Below are 21,723 nucleotides of genomic sequence, written 5' to 3' on the forward strand. Positions count from 1 at the left end.
ATTTACCGCGAGTGCCTCGGTCACTCGCGCGTGCCTGCTTCCCCCCGGCCCCGGGACGGTTAGGATCGCCGATAGTGCAGCTTCCACTCGCCACGAAACTCGGCCCCGTCCATATCGCCGTCACTGACGGCGACCGCGCCCTCATCGTCTGGCGCGATCTCGTCGGCCTGACCGAGATCGGCCGCGACGCCGGCACGATCGCCCTCGGCGCCGGCGGCCGGCCGCTGATCGTGCTCGAGCCCGGCGCAGAGCGCCCGGTCGTGCCTCACACCAGCGGCCTCTACCACGTCGCCATCCACGTCCCGACGCGCAAGGAGCTGGCGCGCGTCACCGCCCGCTTCCTCGCCAACCGCTATCCGAATTCGCCGACCGACCATCTCGTCTCCGAGGCGGTCTACCTCTGGGACCCCGACGGCAACGGCATCGAGATGACCTTCGAGACGCCGTGGCGCGGCGTCATGAAATCCGACGGCGACAACTACTATGCGCTGACCACCGACGGCCGCCGCCACTCGGGGCGCGATGCCATCGACGTTCGCGGCCTCCTCGCCGAGCTTTCCCCCGACGACGACCTGCGCGCGCCCCTCCCGGCCGGCACGCGCATCGGCCACATCCATCTCCACGTCGGCGATCTCGACAAGGCCGCGACGTTCTACGGTCCGGCCGTCGGCTTCGAGCCGCTTATCCTGAACCGCCGTGTCCGCATGGGCGACGTTGGCCTCGGCTACCAGCCGCACGCCATCGCGTTCAACACATGGGCCGGCACCGGCGTGCCGCAGGCGCCGCCGGGCTCGGCCGGCCTGCGTCATTTCACGCTGCAACTGCCGACGGCCGCTGATCTCGCCGCACTGCGCACGCGCCTTGGCGACGTCGCCGAGATCCCCGGCGGCTTCGAGACGAAAGACCCCGCCGGCAACCTGCTCAAGGCGCGCATCGCCCCTTAGCCGCCATCGGCACCGAAAAGAATCTGCGGCCGGCGAAAAAACATCGCCGCGCCTTGCCCACGACAGCCCATCGACTAAGTTCCGCCGCGACCCACCTCAGGGAGAACGACCTTGGCAGCACAGCCGACAATCACGCTGAACGACGGCAACATCATTCCCCAGTTGGGCTTCGGCGTCTGGCAGGTGCCGCCCGAGATCACGGCGCGCTGCTGCCGCGAGGCGCTCAGCGCGGGCTATCGTTCGATCGATACGGCCGAAGGCTATGCCAATGAAGCCGGCGTGGGCCAGGCGCTCCGTGAAAGCGGCGTGCCGCGCAGCGAGGTGTTCATCACGAGCAAGCTGCGCAACGGCTCGCACGCGCGTGACTTGGCGCTCCGCGCTTTCGACGCCACCATGCACGACCTGGCGATCGACCGGCTCGATCTGTTTCTGATCCATTGGCCGATCCCTTCGCGCGGGCTTTACGTCGAAGCGTGGAAGACGCTGGTCGAGCTGCGCGACCAGGGCCGCGTCCGCTCGATCGGAGTCTCGAATTTCAATCTCGATCACCTCGAGCGCATCATCGGCGAGACCGGCGTAACGCCCGCGGTCAACCAGATCGAGCTCCACCCGCGTTTCCAGCAGCGCGACAAGCGCGCCTACCATCGCCAGCACGACATCGCCATCGAAAGCTGGAGCCCGCTCGGCAGTGGCCGGCTGATCGACGATCCCACCGTCGCCGCCATCGCAAAAAAGCACGGGCGCTCGCCGGCGCAGGTGATGATCCGCTGGCACCTCGACCAGGGTCTGATCGTGATCCCGAAGTCGGTGACGCCGGCGCGCATCCGCGAGAACATCGCGGTGTTCGACTTCGCGCTCGACGATGCCGACCGCCGCGCGCTCGACGCTATGGACGATCCGGTGAAGGGCCGCTACGGCTCCGACCCGGCGGTGGCCGCGTTCCTGTTCTAGCCGCTCAATCGAGAGCCTCTGCCATGATTCTCAACATCGTCCTCTGGATCATCCAGATCGCGTTGGCCGGCTTCTTCGCTTTCGCCGGCTACATCAAGGTGGCGAAATCGATTCCGGATCTCGTCAAGATGTTCCCGTGGCCGGCGGAGGTCCCAGCTTGGCTGGTGCGTTTCATTGGCGTGGTAGAAATTGCCGGCGCCCTCGGAATCATCCTGCCGCAGCTCACCGGCATCCTGCCGTGGCTGACGCCGCTCGCCGCGCTGGGCTTTGTCGTGATTCAGGTGCTCGCCATCGGCTTCCACGCGATGCGCGGTGAAACCAGGGACACCATCGTCCTCAACGTGGTGTTTCTGATCCTCGCCGCGCTCGCGCTATGGGGCCGCTGGCCGCTGTTCGCCGCCTAGGCTGCGAACACCACCAGCAGATCCTTCGCGTCGATCTGGCTGCCCGCATTGACCAGCACCTCGGCGACGGTGCCGTCCTTCTCCGCCGTCAGCGCCGTCTCCATCTTCATCGCCTCGATGGAAAGCAGCATGTCGCCGGCCTTGACCGCCTGGCCGGGCTTGACCGCGAGCGTCGAGACCACGCCCGGCATCGGCGCCGCGACGTGCAGAGGGTTGCCCTCCTCGGCCTTGCGCCGCGCCTCCGCACCCGTCGCGCCGTGCGCGCGGTCGGGCACGCGCGCGACGCGCGGCTGGCCGTTCATCTCGAAGAAGACGCGGCGGTGGCCCTGGTCGTCCACCTCGCCGATCGCCTGCGTCCGCACCACCAGCGTCTTGCCGCGCTCAATCTCGATCGAGATTTCCTCGCCCGGCGGCAGGCCGTAGAAGAACACCGGCGTCGGCAGCACGCTCACCGGCCCGTAGGTGTCGGCGGCGCGCGCGAAGTCGGTGAACACCTTCGGATACATCACGTATGACGCCAGCGCGTGATCGTCGATATCGGTCCCCGCCTTCTCCGCCGCTGTCTTGCGCTCCACCTCGAGGTCGGCCGGCGCCAGCAGCGAGCCCGGCCTGACCGTGATCGGCGGCGCGCCCTTCAGAATCTTCCGCTGCAAATCTTTCGGCCACCCGCCCGGCGGCTGACCGAGGTCGCCGCGCATCATTTGCACGACCGACTCGGGGAACGCGATTTCCTTCTTCGGGTCGAGCACGTCGGCCGGCGTCAGGTCCGACGCCACCATCATCAGCGCCATGTCGCCGACCACCTTCGACGACGGCGTCACCTTGACGATGTCGCCGAACATCATGTTGACGTCGGCATAGGTACGCGCGACCTCGTGCCAGCGCGCATCGAGCCCCAGTGACCGCGCCTGTTCCTTCAGGTTGGTGAACTGCCCGCCCGGCATCTCGTGCAGGTAGACCTCCGACGCGCCGGCGCGGAAGTCCGCCTCGAAGGCGACGTACTTCGCCCTGACCGCCTCGAAGTAGAACGAGATGCGCCGGATGGCTTCGGGATCGAGCCCGGTGTCACGATCCGTGTCGGCGATCGCCTCGACCAGCGCGCCGAGGCACGCTTGCGAGGTCAGCCCCGACATCGAATCCATCGCCGCGTCGAAGGCATCGACGCCCGCCTCGACCGCGGCCACGATCGACGCCGCCGCGATGCCCGAGGTGTCGTGCGTGTGGAAATGGAACGGCAGCCCGCTTTCCTCGCGCAGCGTCTTGATCAGCTTGGTCGCCGCCGCGGGCTTCAGCAGCCCGGCCATGTCCTTGATGCCGATGATGTTGGCGCCGGCTGCTTCCAGTTCCTTTGCCAGCCCGACGTAATACTTGAGGCTGTACTTGGCGCGGTCGGGATCGAGGATGTCACCCGTGTAGCACATAGCGCCTTCGCAGAGCTTCCCTGCCTCGCGCACCGCGTCCATCGAGACGCGCATGTTCTCGACCCAGTTCAGGCAGTCGAAAACCCGGAACAGATCGACGCCGGCGTCCGCCGCCTGCGCCACGAAAAACTTCACGACGTTGTCGGCATAGTTGGCGTAGCCGACGGCGTTGGAACCGCGCAGCAGCATCTGCAAGAGCAGGTTCGGCACCTTCTCGCGGATATCGTGCAGCCGCTCCCACGGGTCCTCGGCGAGGAAACGCATCGCGACGTCGAACGTCGCCCCGCCCCAGCACTCCAATGACAAGAGCTGCGGCAGCGCGGAGGCATACGCCGACGCGATCGCCGTCAGGTCGTGGCTGCGCATGCGCGTGGCGAGCAGCGACTGGTGCGCATCGCGCATCGTCGTGTCGGTGACCAGCGCCCGCTTCTCCTCGCGCATCCAGCGCGCAAATCCGTCCGGCCCGTCGCGGTCGAGCCGCTGCTTGGTGCCCGGCGCCGGCAGCGCATCGAAACGCGGCGGCGGCACCGTCAGCCCGTCGGCGGCAGGCTTGGTGCGCCCGCGCGTATCCGGATGCCCATTGACCGTGACGTCGGCGATATAAGTCAGCAGCTTGGTCGCGCGATCGCGCCGCTTCACGAACGCGAACAGCTCCGGCGTCGTATCGATGAACCGCGTCGTGTAGCTGGCGTCGCGGAAGCTTGGATGGTTGATGACGTTTTCCAGGAACGTCAGGTTGGTCGCCACACCGCGAATGCGGAATTCGCGGAGCGCCCGCGTCATGCGCGCAATCGCCTCGCCGGGCGTCGGCGCCCACGCGGTGACCTTCTCGAGCAGCGGATCGTAGAAGCGCGTGATCACCGCGCCGGAATACGCCGTGCCGCCGTCGAGCCGGATGCCGAAGCCGGTGGCGCCGCGATAGGCGGTGATGCGGCCATAGTCCGGGATGAAATTCTGCTCCGGGTCCTCGGTCGTGATGCGGCACTGCAGCGCGTGGCCGTTGAGCTTGATCTCGCCCTGCCGCGGCACGCCCGATTCCGGCTCGCCGATCGCCGCGCCTTCCGCGATGTGAATCTGCGCCTTGACGATGTCGATGCCGGTGACCTGCTCGGTCACGGTGTGCTCGACCTGGATGCGCGGGTTTACTTCGATGAAATAGAAATGCCCGCTGTCGGCATCCATCAGGAACTCGACGGTGCCGGCACCCTTGTACTTCGCCGCATGCGCGATCGCGACGGCATAGCCGCAAAGCTCCTGCCGCTGCGCCTGGTCGAGGTACGGCGCCGGCGCGCGCTCCACCACCTTCTGGTGTCGGCGCTGCACGGTGCAGTCGCGCTCGAACAGATGCACGATCGAGCCATGGCTGTCGGCGAGGATCTGCACCTCGACATGTCGCGCCCGCTCGACCAGCTTCTCGAGATAGACCTCGTCCTTGCCGAACGCTGCCTTCGCCTCGCGCTTGGCCGCGCCGATGTCCTTGACGAGAGTCTCCTCGTCGGGAATGACGCGCATGCCGCGCCCGCCGCCGCCCCACGATGCCTTGAGCATCACCGGATAGCCGATCCGCGCCGCCTCCGACTTCACCACGGCCATGTCGTCCGGCAGCGGATCGGTCGCCGGCATCACCGGCACGCCGACCGAGACCGCGAGATTGCGCGCCGAAACCTTGTCGCCCAGCATCCGCATCGTGTCGGGCGTCGGCCCAATGAAGATGATGCCGGCGGTGGCGCAGGCTTCCGCGAGGTCGGGATTCTCCGACAGCAGCCCATAGCCGGGATGGATCGCGTCGACCTTCGCCTCGCGTGCCACGCGGATGATTTCGGGAATGGAGAGATACGCCTCGATCGGCCCCATCGTGGTGCCGTCGGGCCGCTTGCCGATCTGGTAGGCCTCGTCTGCCTTGAAGCGATGGAGGGCGAGCTTGTCTTCCTCCGAGAAGACCGCGACCGTGCCCATGCCCAATTCGGTGGCGGCCCGGAAGACGCGGATGGCGATCTCGGACCGGTTGGCAACCAGAATCTTCTTGATCCGCACGCTGACAGCCCCTCGCCGGAATACGCCCGGTAAGGCATATCCTTAGCCGGATTGTGCGTTTGCGAAAACAGGAATTGTGCGGTGCGAAGTAGCATTGCCGGATGCCCCCGCGGTGGGCCAGAGTGCCGCTCCGATTTTGCCAGAGGAAACGACCATGCCTGAAGTTTACGTCTACGCCGTCGCGGGCCGCACCGCGGAACAGAAGAAGGGCCTGATGAAGGACATCACCGACGCGGTCGTGAAAAACTTCGGCACGGCGCCCGACGCGGTCACCGTCCAGATCGTCGAGTCGGCGAAAGACTCCAAGGCCAAGGGCGGCGTCCCGTTCACCGAACGCTAGGTCGCGGCTCAAACTCAGAACCCTTCTCCCTGGAGGGAGAGGGCCATGAGCGTTGAGAGCGAAGCGAACTAGGCGAATGGGGTGAGGGGTTAGGGACAGGAGTTTGGGCCGAGGGGTCCCTAACCCCTCACCCTTCGTCTCTGTTCGCTTCGCCCACAAGATCCGAAGCCCTCTCCCTCAGGGAGAGGTGACACGCGACGACCGCGAGGAACATCAGATGATCGTCGTCTTCGGCTCGATCAACGTCGATCTCGTCACCCGCGTCCAGCGCACGCCCGGCCCGGGCGAGACGGTGCGCGGCTCCGACTACGCGCTGATCCCCGGCGGCAAGGGCGCCAACCAGGCGCTCGCCGCCCGCCGCGCCGGCGCCAGGGTCCGCATGTATGGCGCGATCGGCTACGACGCCTTCGCTGACACCGCCCTGCTCGAGCTGAAGCCGGCCGGCGTCGAGCTGACCGGCGTCTCCCGCCTGCCGCACACTACCGGCCTCGCCCTCATCACCGTCGATGAAAAGGGCGAGAACGCCATCGTCATCGCGCCCGGCGCCAACGGCCACGCCGGCGCCGCCTCGATCCCGGCCGACGCGTTCGGCCCGCGCGACACGCTGCTGCTGCAGATGGAGGTGCCGTTCCCCGAAAGCCTCGCCGCCGCCAAGGCCGCACGCGCCGCCGGCACCCGCGTCGTGCTGTCGCTCGCGCCCTACACGGCGCTGGCGGCGGAAGACATCGCCGCCTTCGACACCATCATCGTCAACGAGCACGAGGCCGCCGATCTGGCGCACCACCTCGGCGTCTCGGCCAAGGGCGCCGACGCGACCGCCACGGCCCTGGCCCGCCGCCTCGGCCGCACCGTCATCGCGACGCTCGGCGCCGAGGGTGCCGTCGCCGTCCACGAAGGCGCCCTGATCCGCGTCCCGGCGCTCGCCGTAACGCCGGTCGATACCACCGGCGCCGGCGACACCTTCTGCGGCGTGCTCGCCGCGTATCTCGACGAAGGCGCCGACATGCGCGCCGCCATGACCAAGGCCGCCGTCGCCGGATCGCTGGCAACGACCAAAGCCGGCGCCCAGCCGAGCTTCCCGACGCGCAGCGAGATAGAGGCCGCCGCGCGCTAGGACGCGACGCGGAACATCAGCCGCAGCAGCGCGTCCATCGCCTTGTCCGGCAACAGCCGCCGCAGCCACAGGATCGGCCGCGCCCCGCCGCCGCTGGCGTAGCGCGTGCGCGGCCGCCGCGCCTTCAGCGACTGCGACACCGTGCGCGCCACGACCTCCGGCGGCGACACCAGCGACGAGGTATCGGCGCTGCCAAGCAGACGCGCATGCGCCTGCGCCTGTTTCGCATATGGCCCCGAGCCCGAGTGCTGCAGCAGATTGTCCCGCGAGATGCCGCTCCACTCGGTTCGGATGCCGCCCGGCTCGATCAGGATGACGCGGATGCCGAACGGCGCCAGTTCCAGCCGCAGGCTGTCGCTCATCCCTTCCACCGCGAATTTCGTCGCGTGATACCAGGCGCCGAACGGCTCGTAGATTTTGCCGCCCATCGAGCTGATGTTGACGATGGCGCCATCGCGCCGCGTCCGCATGCCCGGCAAGACGAGCTGCGTCAGCCGCGCCAGGCCGAAGACGTTGACCTCGAACTGCCGCCGTCCCTCGTCGATCGGCACCTCCTCGAGCGAACCGTAGGAGCCATAGCCGGCGTTGTTGACCAGCACGTCGATGCCGCCGCTCTCCGCCTCGATCGCGGCGATGGCCGCCTTCATCGAGGCATCGTCGGTAACGTCGAGCGCCAGAAGCTTCGCTCCCGCCGCGGCAAGATCGGCCATGCGCTCCGTCCGCCGCGCCCCGGCGTAAACGCGATACCCGTCCGCCAGAAGCTGCCGCGCAATCGCCTCGCCGATGCCGGACGAGGCTCCCGTGACCAGTGCCGTCTTCATGTGACGCCCTCCGGGCACGCGCCGCGGCCCAAACCTATAGCTGTGGCGTTAACCGCTTCCCTGCAAGCCGCGCCTGCCTGACATAGCCCCGGATGCCAGCTTGACCTTACGGTTCCGCGGCGTAATTGCACCGCAGGGGCAAGTCCTGCCATATCTTGTCTGCCCAGTGCGAAATGGCTGCTCCGGCGGCCGGAAAGCAATGCCGATGACGCCGCCGACCGATGCCATTGTGACGATGCCCGGCCTTTCCGAGCGCGCCAGGAATCCCCGCGTCCTGCGGCTCAATCCCGCCGACAACGTCATCGTCTCGGTTGACCCGATTCTGGTCGGCGCCGTCGCCGAGGGCGTCACCGCCATCAGCCGCGTGCCCAAGGGCCACAAGATGGCGACGATCGCGATCCGGACCGGCGAGCCGGTGAAAAAATTCGGCCAGATCATCGGCTTCGCCACCGCCGACATCCGCCCCGGCGAGCACGTCCACACCCACAACTGCGGCGTCCACGATTTCGCCCGCGACTATCATTTCGCCGAGGCCGCAGAGCCCGAGCATGTGCTGCCGCTCGAGCAGCGCCGCACCTTCGAGGGCTACAGGCGCAAAAACGGCAAGGTCGGCACGCGCAATTACATCGGCATCCTCACCAGCGTGAATTGCTCGGCCTCCGTCGCCCGCTTCATCGCCGACGAGTTCAACCGCTCCGGCATCCTCGACGACTACCCGCACATCGACGGCGTCGTCCCGTTCGTACAGGGCTCCGGCTGCGGCATGGCGGGCAAGGGCTCGGAAGGCTTCCAGGTCATGCAGCGCACCGAGTGGGGCTACGCCACGCACCCGAACCTCGGCGGCGCACTCATGGTCGGCCTCGGCTGCGAGGTGATGCAGATCCCCGATCTCGTCGACGAGTACGGGATGAAGGAACACGACATGTTCCGCACCATGACCATCCAGGCCACGGGCGGCACGCGCAAGACCGTCCAGCGCGGCATCGAGATGATCAAGGAGATGCTGCCCACCGCCGACGCCGCCCGCCGCGAGACGCTGCCCGTTTCCGAGCTGATGCTGGCGCTGCAGTGCGGCGGCTCCGACGGCTACTCCGGCATCACCGCCAACCCGGCGCTGGGCTTCGCCGCCGACCTGTTGGTCGAGCAGGGCGGCACCGCGGTGCTCTGCGAGACGCCCGAGATCTACGGCGCCGAGCACCTGCTGACGCGCCGCGCCGCCACCCGCGAGATCGGCGAGAAGCTCGTCGGCATCATCAAGTGGTGGGAAGACTACACCGCCCGCAACAAGGGCGAGATGAACAACAACCCCTCGCCCGGCAACAAGGCCGGAGGCCTCACCACGATCCTCGAAAAGTCGCTGGGCGCCGCTGCCAAGGGCGGCACCACCACGATGCGCGGCGTCTACCACTACGCCGAGCCGATCACGACCCGCGGCTTCGTCTTCATGGATTCGCCAGGCTACGATCCGGTCGGCGTCACCGGCCAGGTCGCCTCGGGCTGCAACGTCATCGCCTTCACCACCGGCCGCGGCTCCGCCTTCGGCTTCAAGCCGGCGCCGTCGATCAAGCTCGCCACCAACAACGACACCTGGATCCGCCAGACCGAGGACATGGACGTCAACTGCGGCGACATCCTCGACGGCGTCTCGATCGAGCAGAAGGGCCGCGAGATTCTCGACAAGGTCATCGCAGTGGCCTCAGGCGAAAAGTCGAAGTCTGAGGAACTCGGCTACGGCGATAACGAATTCGTGCCCTGGCAAATCGGCGCGGTGATGTAGGCGCCTCTCGGCGTTGAAATAGCGTTGGGAATCTTGGGCAGGAGAGACACCCCTCCCAAAACCGCGATGCGGCTTTGGCCCTCCCACAAGCGGAGGGCTCAACGGGCGGAGTCTCGGTCGCGCAGCGAAGCGAACCCTCCCCTTGCGGGAGGGTCAAACCGCCAAAGGCGGTTTGGGGAGGGGTGTCTCTCCCATCCCAAACGCCCGAGATGGTGGGCGATGACTTAGCCGCCTGCGCCGCCAGTCAGCTTCGCCACGATCGCCTTCACCCCCGCAAAGTCGAACGGCTTGCCAAGCATCGGCACCGCATCGTACGGCGCCTGCAGCCGCGCGGCGCCGTGCCCGGTGGCAAACGCGAACGGAATCCCGCGCACCGCCAGCCGCTCGGCCACCGCGTACGACATCTCCCCGTTGATCGACAGATCGAGGATGGCGGCCTCCGGCGCCCCGTTTTCCACCAGTTCGAGGGCCGCGGCGATGGTCCGTGCCGGGCCGAGTGTCTGGTGGCCAAGCTCGGCCAGCCAGTCTTCCAGCATCATCGCAATCAGCGGTTCGTCGTCGAGCACGAGCACGCGGCTCATGGGGGGCGTTTTCTCTGCGGCATAACGTTAAGGATGCGCCGGGGAACATAGCGCGCCGCGGCGCCGCGACCTAGTATCCCCATCGCGATCATGCGCTTGGAGCCGCGGTTGGCTGATTTCTGGCAGCAGTTCTGGCGCGGCCGATGGAGCCGCCGTGCGTCTTACGCCGGTGTGCTCGTTGCCGCCTTTGCGCTGGTGGTCGTCGCCGGCGCCGCCGCGGTGTACATGGCGCTGCGCTCCACGGAAGCCGATCGGCTGGTCACCCAGAGCTACATGATCCGCCAGGTCGCGACCCGGCTGCTCAGCACCCTGCAGGATGCCGAGACCGGCCAGCGCGGCTACCTGCTCACCAACGACGAATCGTACCTCGAGCCCTACAACACCGCTCGCGACACGCTCGACCGCGTCCTCGACGCGCTGACCGAGGAGACCGAGGGCGACCCCGACCAGGCCGCGCGCGTGATCGCGCTCCGCCCGCTGGTCGACACGCGCCTCGCCATCGCCGCCCACACCATCGATCTCAACCGCGCCGGCCAGACCGCCGCCGCCCGCGACATGGTCATCGCCGGCCAGGGCAAGACGGCGATGGACCAGATCCGCATCGTCATCCAGCAGATCAGCGACAGCGAGCGCGACACGCTGATGGTGCGCCAGGACGCCGCCGCCGCCGCCCGCGCCTGGCTGCTCGGTCTGGTCATCGCCAGCCTCGCCGCCGCCATGGCGCTGGCCGCTTTCCTCGCCAACGCCGCCCGCAGTGCGCTGGCCGAGGCGCGCCAGCGCGCGACCGAGCTGGAAGCCGAGGTGACGCTCCGCCGCGAGACACAGGAGACGCTGCGCCAGGCGCAGAAGATCGAGGCCGTCGGCCAGCTTACCGGCGGCATCGCGCATGACTTCAACAACCTGCTGACCATCATCATCGGCAACCTCGACACGCTGAAGCGCCGCCTCGCCGACAGCGCGCAGCAGACCGACATCGCGGCCTTCGCGACCGCGCTGGCCAAGCCCGTCGACCTTGCGCTGCAAGGCGCGCGCAATGCCGCGCAGTTGACGCACCGCCTGCTCGCCTTCTCCCGCCGCCAGGCGCTGGACCCGACGCGCCTCGACCTCAACCGGCTGGTCGCCGGCATGTCCGATCTTCTCAGCCGCACCCTTGGCGAGACCATCAACGTCGAGACGATCCTGGCCGCCGGCCTGTGGCCGACACTCGCCGATGCCAACCAGGTCGAGAACGCGCTGATCAATCTTTGCGTCAACGCCCGCGACGCCATGCCGGAAGGCGGCCGCCTCACCATCGAGACGGCCAACACGTATCTCGACGAGGCCTACGCCCGCCAGTTCGGCGACGTGACGCCCGGGCAATACGTCCTGCTCAGCATCGCCGACACCGGCGGCGGCATCCCGCCCGAGCTGCTCGAACGCGCCTTCGAGCCGTTCTTCACCACCAAGCCCGCCGGCCAAGGCTCCGGCTTGGGCCTCGCCATGGTCCACGGCTTCGTTAAGCAATCCGGCGGCCACGTCCGCATCTACAGCGAGGTCGGCCACGGCACGACCGTGAAACTCTACCTGCCGCGCATGCTGCAGGACGAGGCCGCGGCCTCGGTCCCCGCACCGCGCCCAGCATCGGCGGCACCGGCTCCGCGCGGCTCCGCCCGCGAGACTATTCTGCTGGTCGAGGACAACGAGGGCGTCCGCGACTTCGCCCGCGGCGCACTGCAGGAGCTGGGCTACACCGTGCTCGAAGCCGCCGAGGCCGAGGCGGCGCTGCGCATCCTGAAATACGAGCCGAGCGTCGATCTCCTGTTCACCGACGTCGTGCTGCCCGGCATGAGCGGCCGCGAACTCGCCAACCGCGCACTGGCGCTCCGCCCCGAGCTGCCCGTGCTGTTCACCACGGGCTACACGCGGAACGCCATCATCCACCACGGCCGCCTCGACCCCGGCGTCCAGCTTCTGTCGAAGCCGTTCGCCCAGCACGACCTCGCCCGCAAGGTCCGCGAGATGCTCGACGGCAGCGGCGCCGCGAAATAAGACAACCGGCACAAGCGGGAGACGACAATGCCCCTCGACACGCATGCGGCGTTCGCCCTCCCCGACGACCACGAGCAGGCGGCGCTGGTCGGCCGCGTCTGGCGTCCCGATCGCGACGGCCCCTCGGTCGTGGCGCTCCGCGGCGCCGAGCTGGTCGACATCTCGGCGACGGTGCCGACCATGCGCGACCTCTGCGAGGCGCCGCTTCCGGCCGCCCTCGCCCACGATGCCGAGGGCGAGCCGGTCGGCCTGCTCGCCGCCATCCTTGCCAACACGCCGCGCGACCGGCGCAACGCCTCGCAGCCGTGGCTGCTCGCACCGACCGACCTGCAGGCAATAAAAGCCGCCGGCGTCACCTTCGCCGTCTCGATGCTGGAGCGCGTCATCGAGGAAAAGGCGCGCGGCGCCCCCGACCTCGCCCCGGCGATCCGCCGCGACATCGGCGCCGTCATCGGCGACGATCTCTCCCGCCTCAAGCCCGGCTCGAAAGAGGCGATGGCGCTGAAGCAGTTGCTCATCGACAAGGGCATGTGGTCGCAATACCTCGAGGTCGGCATCGGCCCCGACGCCGAAATCTTCACCAAGGCGCCGCCCATGGCCGCCGTCGGCCACCTCGCCGAGATCGGCGTCCACCCCGGCTCGAGCTGGAACAATCCCGAGCCGGAAGTCGTCATCGTCGCCAGCTCGGCCGGGACGATCGTCGGCGCCGCGCTCGGCAACGACGTCAACCTCCGCGACTTCGAAGGCCGCTCCGCGCTCCTGCTCGGCAAGGCGAAAGACAACAACGCCAGCGCCGCGATCGGCCCGTTCCTCCGCCTCTTCGACCGCCACTTCTCGCTCGACGACGTCCGCAAGGCGCAGGTCGATCTGTCGGTCGACGGCGAGGAAGGTTTCGCGCTCCGCGGCGGCAGCCAGATGAGCCGCATCAGCCGCGATCCCGCCGACCTCATGGCGGCCACCATTGGTCCAAACCACCGCTACCCCGACGGCGTCGCCCTCTACCTCGGCACGATGTTCGCGCCCGTCGAAGACCGCGACGCCAAGGGCCAGGGCTTCACCCACAAGAAGGGCGACATCGTCACCATCGCCTCGCCCAAGCTCGGCCGCCTCTCGAACCGCGTCGTGGCGACGCATGAGGCCGAACCGTGGACATTTGGCGCAGCGGCCCTGATGCGGAATCTGGCGAAGCGGAAGCTGATCTAGCCTCATGCTCCGGGCGTTCCTCATTCCCACGCACCTCCCCTCCACTGTCATCCTTCGGCGAAGCCGAGGCCTCGACCGGAGGACCAGCTTCGGCAAACTATCTGACAGCGAATCATGAGGACATCGGTCCTCCGGACGGCGCTCCGCGCCGCCGAAGGATGACAGTGGCGGGGAAGCTACTCCTTCATCCCCAATGCAATCCGGAATTCCTTCACCAGCCGCGCATCGTCCCAATAATTCGCGCGCAGCCAATCCTCCGCGCCCTCCAGCGCCGCCGCCGACGCCGGCACCCAGCCAACGCGCAGGGCCACCGCGCGCCGGTCCGGTGCCAGCGCGTACATCGCGCACATCGCCTCGATCGCGCGCTTCGACATCCCGTACGCGTTGACCGCCCGCCCGTTGCGCGGCTCCGCCCAGTCCGACGACGCGGCCACGATCACCGGCACGCCGGCCGCGGCGGAGGCCGCGAACAGCCGCGCCGCATTCGCCACCGCCGTCCAGTGCACATCGTCCGGCGCGTCGGGATTGGCGCTGGTCGCGAGATGCACCACCGCATCCGCATTCCGCAGTGCATCGCCGATCAGCCGGCGCTCGAAATCGATGGTCGCAAGATCGGCAACGATGTCGGCGCCCGGCAGCACGTCGATGCCGATCGCGCCCGGGAACGCGGCCTTCAGGCGCCGCCCGATGTTGCCTTCCGAACCGGTGATGACGATGGCCACGCGTCTCTCCTCGGAGAGAGCGGTATCACGCAGCGGCGACGCGGCGGAAGCGGTTGATCAGCGCCGACGGCGCGCCCGAAAGCAGCACGTCGAGATAGCGCATGCGCTGGAACGCGCCGTTGACCGATATCCGCGGCAGCGCCGTCAGGTACCGCGCGTGGTCGTGGAACAGCACGCCCGGCCGCGTCGTCACCGCCGTCTTGAACCCGGCCCCTGCGGCCATCGCGAATTCGCGCGGCCCCGCCGCATCGGTGCCGCCGACCGGATAGGCGAAGTGCGCCGGCATCTTGCCGAGATTGGCGGCGATCGCACGCGCCCCGTCGAGCATCTCCGCCCGCGCCGCCTCGGCCGAAAGCTTCATCAGGATCGGATGCATCACGGTGTGCGCACCGATGGTGACCAGCGGATCGTTGGCGAGGAACGCCAGCTCGTCCCAGCCCATGCACGTCTCGCGGCAGAGTTTGCCGATGTCGATGCCGTAGCCGAACGCCAGCTCGCGGCAGACCTGCCGGAGCTCGGCTTCGGTCTCGCGCGTCCTGAGGTGCCGGTAGATCGCCTCGAACGTCGCCTGCTTCGTCTCCGCCGTTGGGCAGTCGAAGACATGCTCGGCGCCGTCGAGCGTCACCTCGATCTGGTCGTGCTGCGCGATCGCCATCTCGAGCACGATCCACCACAGCTCGCCGCGTCCCTCGGCAAAGTCGGACGGCACGTAGATCGTGAACGGCGCCTGGTGCCGCTTCAGCACCGGCCAGGCAAATTCGAGATTGTCGCGGAAGCCGTCGTCGAAGGTCAGCGCGACGAAGCGGCGCGTGCGCTCGCCGGCCATCAGCCGCCGATGCACCTCGTCGAGCGTCACGATCTCGATACCCTCGGCGCGGAGCGACGTCAGCACCTCGTCGAGAAACTGCGGCGTGATTTCGAGACTGCCGTTCGGCTGGAACGGATCGGCGCGCGCCGGCCGCACGCGATGGAAGGTGAGGATGGCGCCCTCGCCGGCCAGGAACTGCCGCGCCACGCGATGCGCGCCGCTGAAGTAGAGCGTGTCGAGCCCGGCGCGAAAAACGGATTTCCGGTCGGCCAATGCCCGCCTCCCCTATGCCACCAGCGCCGGAACGGCGCCGTCATCGTCGGCGATCTGCGCGGCAAGCGCGCGGCGGAGTGCCGACGGCGTCGCCAGCACCAGCGTCGCGCCGGCCCGCACCGTGGCGAACAACTGGCAAAGGCCGTAATAGCTGAGCACCGCCGAAAACGCGCGTTTCTCCTGCGGCGTCACGCCTGCCGCCGCGATGACTTCGGCATGCGTCAGTCCCGATTCGGCGGGTGCGCCATCCGGCCCCGGCGACGACATCAGCAGCGCCAGATCGGAGGCCGGGCCCGCCCGCTTGAGCTCGGGGCCGGGCCCGATGCCGCCGGCGATGTCCTCGAAAATCATGCAGCTCGCGCTCGCGGTCGCGCGGTCGCCGCCGCACAGCAGCACCAGCCGGATGGCACGCGCGCGCGCCGTCGCCAACGCCGCCACCGATGCCAGCCGCGCCTCGGTCGCGATTGCCACTGCGCCCGTGCGCACCAGCGCCCGCGCCAGGGCGTCGGCGTCCGTCGTCGGCTCGATCGGCGTCGCCACCGCGCCCGCCTTCAGCACGGCGAAGGCGCAGACCACCGCCTCGAAATTATCGTCCATGAAAAGCGCGACGCGATCGCCCCGCCCGATGCCGCGGGCCGCCAGCGCCGCCGCGACGCGGTTCGAGCTCCGCGCGAGCTCACCATACGAATGCTCGCGTCCGCCGGCCACCACGGCGATCCGCTTGGCGAAGCGCACGGCACTGTCGTTGAGATACTGCTCTAAGCGCATGTCCCGCCCGGTCATCCTTCGCGCGCGACCGTATCGACCGCACTCGGGCGTGACAAAGCGAAACCCCCGCTATCGTAAACGCAGAGCATCGAATGGGAGCTATTAACGTTAACCGGAGGCGGACGGTCGAACCGGCATGGCCCGCTCGCCCGCCAGGCGCGCGATACGTTGCACGATCGGGCCAACCGCGACGGGTGAGCGATGTCTTTAAGGTTAAAGTTAGTCAGTCGTTTCCCCTAACGCCGAAAGTGCCAATAGTGCCGCGGTGGAAGCGGCACGGCACGCCTCCATGACCGAAGGCGTGGCGACGAATTCGGACGCGAAAGCGGCGGCGGGACAAGGCGGAATTCCGTGTTGAACGAGCGCAAACTGCACCCCGGCGAGGTTGCCGATGCTTCGGCCGCACTGGGCGCCGTTAATCCCCAACTCTCGGCCGCGGAAAAGCCCGGCACCAGGCTGCCCGGCGCGCTCATCATCGGCGGCGCGCACGGTTCGCTCGCGATCGCGCGCAGTCTCGGCGAGCGCGGCATTCCGGTGTGGGTCGCGACCGGTGGCCATCCGGTCGTCCGCTTCTCGCGCTTCCGTGCGAAGACCGTCGCCTGGTCGAGCGACGAGCCCGACGCCGTCGCCAAACTCATCGCCATCGCCCGCACCAACAAACTCGAAAACTGGGTCCTGTTCGCCGGCGGCGACGCCGAGGTGAAGCTCGTCGCCGAGCATCACGACGAACTCGCCGCCGTGTTCCGTCTGACCACGCCGCCGTGGGAAACGACCCGCTGGGCCCACGACAAGCGCCTCACCTACGAGCGCGCCGCCACCGTCGGCGTCGATGCGCCGCGCAGCTTCTACCCGAAGGACCGCGACGACGTCGCCGCGCAGGACTTCGCCTACCCGGTGATCCTCAAGCCGACCAGCCGCGACACCACCAACGCCTTCACCCTCGCCAAGGTCTGGCGCGCCGGCGACCGCGCCGCGCTGCTCGCCCTCTACGACCGCGCCGTGGCGATGGTCGGCGCGCCGGCGGTGGTGCTGCAGGAGCTGATCCCCGGCGACGGCATGCACCAGTTTTCCTATGCCGCCCTTTGGGATCGCGGCGCCCCCGTCGCCTCGCTGGTCGCGCGCCGCACGCGGCAATATCCCGTCGACTTCGGCTACACCAGCACCTGCGTCGAGACCGTCGACCGGCCCGAGGTCGAAGCCGCGGCCGTCAAATTCCTGAAGTCGCTCGACTACAGCGGCCTGGTCGAGGTCGAGTTCAAGTACGACGACCGCGACCGCCGCTACAAGATTCTCGACGTCAATCCGCGTGCCTGGTCGTGGACCGCGCTCGGCGCCGCCGCCGGCGTCGATTTCCCCTATCTCGCCTGGCGCCTCGCCGTCGGCGAGCCGCTGCTGCCGCTCGTCCGCGCCCGCCCCGGCGTCGTCTGGATGCATCTGTCGCGCGACATCGTCGCCGCCGCGCAAGAATGGGCGCGCGGCAACCTCAGCATCCGCGACTACCTGTCGGTGTTCCGCAAGCCGATCGTCTTCGCGGCCTTCTCCGGCAACGATCCCCTGCCCGCAATCGCCGACCTGCCGCTCGTCCTGTGGCGCTACCTCAGCCGCCGCCTGCCGGCGCGCCTTCGCAGTCTCAAGCATTAACGACGGAGCCAGACCCGTGGTCACCCGGCAAACGGACATAGCAATCATCGGCGGCGGTCTCGCTGGCTCCGCCACCGCCGCGATGCTCGGCCGTGCCGACATCGACGCGCTGCTGGTCGATCCGCACCCGGTCTACCCGCCCGATTTCCGCTGCGAGAAACTCGACCGCGACCAGGTGCGCGTGCTCACGACCACCGGCCTCGAGGATGCGGTGCGGCGTGCCTCATCGACGAGCGGCGACGTGTGGATCGCCCGTCGCGGGCCCGCCCATGTCGAGAGGAAGACGCTCGGCCAGTATTATTTCCACTACGACACGCTGGTGAATGCGATCCGCGGCGCCATCCCGCCGGCGGTTCCCCTGGTCGAAAGCAAGGCCGCGGCGATCGCGACCGGCGAGCAACGCCAGCAGGTGACGCTCGCCAACGGCGACGAAATCTGGCGCGGCTGATCGTCATGGCGACCGGCCTCAACGTCGGCCTCCGCCACACGCTCGGCATCACGCGCTACGTCGTCAGCCCCAATCATTCGATCACCATCGGCTTCGATCTCACGCCCGTGGGCCGGCCGCGGTTCGCCTTCCCGGCGCTGACCGTGTATCCGTCGCGGCTCGACGAACGCATCGCGTACCTGTCGATGTTCCCCGTCGGCGACACCATGCGCGCCAACTTCTTCGTCTACCGCGACATGCGCGATCCGTGGCTGAAGGCGATGCGTCACGCCCCGGTTGCGACCCTGCTCGAGGCGATGCCGGAACTCGCCGAGCTCGTCGGCCCCTTCGCGGTCGACGGCGACGTCAAGATCCGCCCGGTCGATCTCACCGTCACCGGCGGACACCGGCAGGCCGGCATCGTCGTCATCGGCGACGCCTTCGCGACCTCGTGCCCGGCGGCCGGCACCGGCTCGGGCAAGGCGCTGACCGACGCCGAGCGCCTCTGCCACCTCCACATCCCGGCGTGGCTGGCGACCCCCGGCATGGACGCCGAAAAAAATCGCGGCCTTCTACGACGACCCCGTCAAGCAGGCCTCCGACGCCGCCTCGACCGCGATGGCCCAATACGTCCGCTCGATCGCGACGGATACGAGCATCCTCTGGCGGGCCCGCCGCTTCGCCAACCACGTCGCCCGCCAGCTCGGCGTAGCAAAACTCCGCGATCGCCTTGCCGCGGCAGCGCCGGCACGCCCGCAGACATCAAATTCCTGAAGGGCCGTCGGGCCTACTCGGCTTCGGCGTTGTCCGCCACGGGCACCGCGGTCTGCTTCCCCGCCGCCCGCGCTCCGCGCCACGCCCGCAGGCGGCTATAAGCCTCCCACAGCATCGGCGTTTGCTTGACGAACCGCTTCGCCGCCCGGAAGCCCAGGATCGCAGCGACCATCGCGCGGCCGCGGAGCGTCGCCGCCGCGAGATGATCGTGCGGCCGCACGACGCCGTCGGCCCAGTCGCGCTTATAGGGTTCGTCGCCGATGGTGAAATCGAAGCGCCGCATCTTGGCGTCGATGGTGTGCCGGATGAGCTCGTTGAGGTGCGCCCGTCCGGGACCGAAACGCGCAAGCTCGCCGTCCTGGTAGCTGGAAAGCACCAGATAGTAGCCGTCGCCGAAGCGCAGCCCGAGGCTCGTGGCGGCGATCGTCGCCCCGACGTCGAGACGGCTGACCTCGATGAGATCCTGCGCCTGCGGATTGGACACGAGGTCGAGATAAAACGCCCGATGACCCGGCCGCTCGAAATTGTTGGCGACGCCGAGCCGCGTGAAGGAGCGCGACTTCTGCATCATGAGCGTCTCTACCGTCGCCGCGATATCCGCGGGCTCGTGCACGGTGGAGAAGGCGACAGCGCCGTGCTCGCCGAGCTGCTTGAGCTGCTTGCGTTCCTTCTTGCGCGTCGGCCCTGAGCGCTTGGCAGCGTAGTACGCATCCCAATTGTCGCCGAGGTTGGCAACATAGGCGCCGTTCGGATTCGGCTGCACATCGAGATCGAAGAACGGGTTGCGCTGCCCGCCAACGGCGTCGACCATCTTCGACAGGTCGACGTAGTCGAAACGAAAATCCGGATGCGCCCTGAGCAGCGCCAGAATCTGGCGCCACAGCAGTGGGAAATTGGCGCCGACGCGCGCCGCGAAGTCCTGCCGAAGCAGCGGCCCGTTGTAGTCGCAGAGCGCCGAGCCCAGCCATGTCAGGCAGCGCACGCCGAGCTTGCGCTCGATCGCCAGCGCGAAGATGAAGAGAAGATTGCCCTCGCGGTCGCGACCTGTGACGATCGCCGGGCGGTTGCCGTTGGCGGCCCCGACATGGCGCTGCCAGGTGGCGAGCCAGTCGAAGGTCTGGAAGGGCGTGCCGTCGGCGATCTTTTCAAGCGCTCGCCATTCGGCCTCGACCCCAGCGAGGTCGCCGACGATGCCGATCTCGATGCTTTGTTCCGTCGGCGCGCGTTCCGCCGGAACGAACGCCTGCAGAAGGACAGGCGCAAACCCGTCGGCGTGTGAAACAAGAGCGTGGCGGCTGGACACTTAGGGATTCCCTGCTGGTTCGTCGTGGCTGGCGGCAGTATCGCCGCGACCTCGCCTGAGCGAGGCGATCGCAATGCGTGAACGGTAGACCGCCTGGGACAGCAGCGGCGTCTGCTTCACGAAACGTTTCATCCGCGCCGCTGCGACCGAAGCCGTCACCGCCAGCCGGCCGCGCCGGCTCGTCGCTGCGCGGAAATCGTAAAGGCTCAGTTCGCTGTCGCACCAGTCGCGCTTGTACGGTTCATCGCCGACCGTGAAGTCGAAGGTCGTGCAGCCGCGGCCGATGGCGTAGCCGATCAATTCGTGCAGGTGCGCCGTGCCTGGCCCGAAGCGCGCCACCGGCCCGGCGTCATAGCTTGCCAGCACGTGATAGTAGCGGCCGCGGAAGACCAGCCCGAGATTGGTCGCGGCCGTGACCCCACCTTCAGCCGCGCGACATGCAGGATGTCGCGAAAGGCCGGATCGGCGCCGAGCGCGCGGAAGAAATCGCGCGTGCCGGGCCGCGCCAGGAAATTGGAAACACCGCGGGTCGCGAACGACGCCGCCTTTTGCGCGAACAGCGCGTCAAGTGTCTTCTCGATATCGCAGGGCTCGACCGCGGTCACGAATTCCACCGCCCCGAACTCGGCGAGACGCTTGCGCTTGGAGCGATCGTGCCGCCGCGTCGCCGACGAACGCTTGTCCTTGTAGAATTTCTCCCACGGCCCGGCGATGGCCATGAGATACGCGCCGCTCGGATTGAGCGTCGCATCGAGATCGAGCATCGGGTTGCGCTGGGCGCCGACCACGGCCGGCATCCTCGTCAGCACCACCGCGTCGAACGGCGTCTCTGCCGCGATTGCGCGCATCGCCTGCCCGAACACAGCACCGAAGTCGCCCGTGACGGCGTCGGCGAAATCCGGCGCGAGCAGCGGCGCGTTGTAGTCGCAAAGCTCCGAGGCATGCCAGATCAGCCGGCGCACGATGCGACCGCGCTCGATCGCCAGCGGCAGGATGAAGGCAACCTTGCCCCGTGCCCGCCCGACGACGATCGCCGGGATCACGCCGCGTTGGGCGCCGATGTGCCACTGCCACGCCGCATGCCAATCGTAGGTCTGGAACGCCGTGCAGTCGGCCGTCGCCTCGAAGGCGCGCCAGACGGTTTCCATCTCGGCGAGGTCATGTACGATTGTCAGGCCGAGGTGCCCATCCAGGCCGCGAGCAGCCGAACGTCCGGCCGATTTCGCGTCGATCCGCGGATCGAAAAGGGCCTGGCGTTCCTCGACCACTGACATGATTTTTCCGCCCGCTGGGAGCCCTGTTGTAGGTGCTAACACCATTGGAAAGACATGCAATTTTCCGGTTTTGGTTAAGATCGCATTCAGCACCGGAATCGGCCGCGCAGCTTGT

The 21,723-nt window shown here is 68.2% G+C and carries 19 protein-coding genes and 1 pseudogene; 11 read left to right on the forward strand and 9 right to left on the reverse strand.

Going from position 1 to position 21,723, the window contains the following annotated elements; genetic code table 11:
• Positions 1-74: 74 nt before the first annotated feature.
• From WDM94_15610 to WDM94_15620, 3 genes are all read left to right on the forward strand, one after another.
• Positions 75-944, forward strand: a complete 870-nt coding sequence (locus WDM94_15610; GenBank protein ID MEJ0014002.1) for a VOC family protein — start codon at positions 75-77, stop codon at positions 942-944.
• A gap of 111 nt (positions 945-1,055) precedes the next feature.
• Entirely contained in the window at positions 1,056-1,895 is an 840-nt protein-coding gene (locus WDM94_15615) for an aldo/keto reductase (protein ID MEJ0014003.1), read from the forward strand.
• Positions 1,896-1,918: 23 nt separating this feature from the next.
• The gene (locus tag WDM94_15620) at positions 1,919-2,299 is read left to right on the forward strand and encodes a DoxX family protein (GenBank protein ID MEJ0014004.1); all 381 of its coding nucleotides are present in this window, start codon (positions 1,919-1,921) and stop codon (positions 2,297-2,299) included.
• Here the strand turns inward: WDM94_15620 and pyc are convergent.
• Positions 2,296-5,754, reverse strand: a complete 3,459-nt coding sequence (gene pyc / locus WDM94_15625; protein ID MEJ0014005.1) for a pyruvate carboxylase — start codon at positions 5,752-5,754, stop codon at positions 2,296-2,298. The genes WDM94_15620 and pyc overlap by 4 nt on opposite strands.
• 154 nt (positions 5,755-5,908) lie before the next feature.
• Here pyc and WDM94_15630 point away from each other — a divergent pair, with 154 nt between their 5' ends.
• Positions 5,909-6,094, forward strand: coding sequence for a tautomerase family protein (locus WDM94_15630; protein ID MEJ0014006.1), 186 nt, complete (start codon positions 5,909-5,911; stop codon positions 6,092-6,094).
• A gap of 217 nt (positions 6,095-6,311) precedes the next feature.
• The gene (locus WDM94_15635) at positions 6,312-7,208 is read left to right on the forward strand and encodes a ribokinase (GenBank protein MEJ0014007.1); all 897 of its coding nucleotides are present in this window, start codon (positions 6,312-6,314) and stop codon (positions 7,206-7,208) included.
• On the opposite strand, the gene WDM94_15640 is transcribed toward WDM94_15635, so the two are convergent.
• Positions 7,205-8,029 (reverse strand): oxidoreductase, encoded by an 825-nt coding sequence (locus WDM94_15640; GenBank protein MEJ0014008.1) that lies wholly within the window; start codon positions 8,027-8,029, stop codon positions 7,205-7,207. The genes WDM94_15635 and WDM94_15640 overlap by 4 nt on opposite strands.
• 205 nt (positions 8,030-8,234) lie before the next feature.
• On the opposite strand from WDM94_15640, the gene WDM94_15645 reads away from it, so the two are divergent.
• Complete coding sequence (locus tag WDM94_15645; GenBank protein MEJ0014009.1) at positions 8,235-9,806, forward strand: altronate dehydratase family protein; 1,572 nt, start codon at positions 8,235-8,237, stop codon at positions 9,804-9,806.
• Between the two features lie 224 nt (positions 9,807-10,030).
• Here WDM94_15645 and WDM94_15650 read toward each other — a convergent pair whose 3' ends face one another.
• Positions 10,031-10,387 (reverse strand): response regulator, encoded by a 357-nt coding sequence (locus WDM94_15650; protein ID MEJ0014010.1) that lies wholly within the window; start codon positions 10,385-10,387, stop codon positions 10,031-10,033.
• Between the two features lie 108 nt (positions 10,388-10,495).
• On the opposite strand from WDM94_15650, the gene WDM94_15655 reads away from it, so the two are divergent.
• Positions 10,496-12,415 carry a CHASE3 domain-containing protein gene (locus tag WDM94_15655; protein MEJ0014011.1) on the forward strand — a complete coding sequence of 640 codons (1,920 nt, stop codon included), beginning with the start codon at positions 10,496-10,498 and terminating at the stop codon, positions 12,413-12,415.
• A 27-nt stretch (positions 12,416-12,442) separates the two neighbouring features.
• Positions 12,443-13,618 (forward strand): fumarylacetoacetate hydrolase family protein, encoded by a 1,176-nt coding sequence (locus WDM94_15660; protein ID MEJ0014012.1) that lies wholly within the window; start codon positions 12,443-12,445, stop codon positions 13,616-13,618.
• Positions 13,619-13,794: 176 nt separating this feature from the next.
• Here the strand turns inward: WDM94_15660 and WDM94_15665 are convergent, their stop codons facing one another.
• The 3 genes from WDM94_15665 to WDM94_15675 are packed head-to-tail and all read right to left on the reverse strand — an operon-like array spanning position 13,795 to position 16,189.
• The gene (locus tag WDM94_15665) at positions 13,795-14,340 is read right to left on the reverse strand and encodes an NAD-dependent epimerase/dehydratase family protein (protein ID MEJ0014013.1); all 546 of its coding nucleotides are present in this window, start codon (positions 14,338-14,340) and stop codon (positions 13,795-13,797) included.
• A gap of 25 nt (positions 14,341-14,365) precedes the next feature.
• Complete coding sequence (locus tag WDM94_15670) at positions 14,366-15,421, reverse strand: polysaccharide deacetylase family protein (protein ID MEJ0014014.1); 1,056 nt, start codon at positions 15,419-15,421, stop codon at positions 14,366-14,368.
• A 12-nt stretch (positions 15,422-15,433) separates the two neighbouring features.
• Entirely contained in the window at positions 15,434-16,189 is a 756-nt protein-coding gene (locus tag WDM94_15675) for a class I adenylate-forming enzyme family protein (GenBank protein ID MEJ0014015.1), read from the reverse strand.
• Between the two features lie 354 nt (positions 16,190-16,543).
• Here WDM94_15675 and WDM94_15680 point away from each other — a divergent pair, with 354 nt between their 5' ends.
• The 3 genes from WDM94_15680 to WDM94_15690 are packed head-to-tail and all read left to right on the forward strand — an operon-like array spanning position 16,544 to position 19,132.
• Complete coding sequence (locus tag WDM94_15680; GenBank protein ID MEJ0014016.1) at positions 16,544-17,830, forward strand: ATP-grasp domain-containing protein; 1,287 nt, start codon at positions 16,544-16,546, stop codon at positions 17,828-17,830.
• 16 nt (positions 17,831-17,846) lie between these two features.
• Entirely contained in the window at positions 17,847-18,278 is a 432-nt protein-coding gene (locus WDM94_15685) for an FAD-dependent monooxygenase (GenBank protein MEJ0014017.1), read from the forward strand.
• Positions 18,279-18,283: 5 nt separating this feature from the next.
• Positions 18,284-19,132, forward strand: a complete 849-nt coding sequence (locus tag WDM94_15690) for a hypothetical protein (protein MEJ0014018.1) — start codon at positions 18,284-18,286, stop codon at positions 19,130-19,132.
• Here WDM94_15690 and WDM94_15695 read toward each other — a convergent pair.
• The 3 genes and pseudogenes from WDM94_15695 to WDM94_15705 all read right to left on the reverse strand — a co-directional run bounded on the left by WDM94_15695 (position 19,045) and on the right by WDM94_15705 (position 21,653).
• Entirely contained in the window at positions 19,045-20,334 is a 1,290-nt protein-coding gene (locus WDM94_15695; protein ID MEJ0014019.1) for a GNAT family N-acetyltransferase, read from the reverse strand. The genes WDM94_15690 and WDM94_15695 overlap by 88 nt on opposite strands.
• Positions 20,335-20,736, reverse strand: a pseudogene (locus WDM94_15700) (GNAT family N-acetyltransferase). It lies immediately after the preceding gene.
• Complete coding sequence (locus tag WDM94_15705; protein ID MEJ0014020.1) at positions 20,631-21,653, reverse strand: GNAT family N-acetyltransferase; 1,023 nt, start codon at positions 21,651-21,653, stop codon at positions 20,631-20,633. Before WDM94_15705 ends, WDM94_15700 begins: the two are co-directional and overlap by 106 nt.
• Between the last annotated feature and the right edge of the window lie 70 nt (positions 21,654-21,723).

The sequence above is a fragment of the Bauldia sp. genome (assembly GCA_037200845.1).
GTDB lineage: Bacteria > Pseudomonadota > Alphaproteobacteria > Rhizobiales > Kaistiaceae > DASZQY01.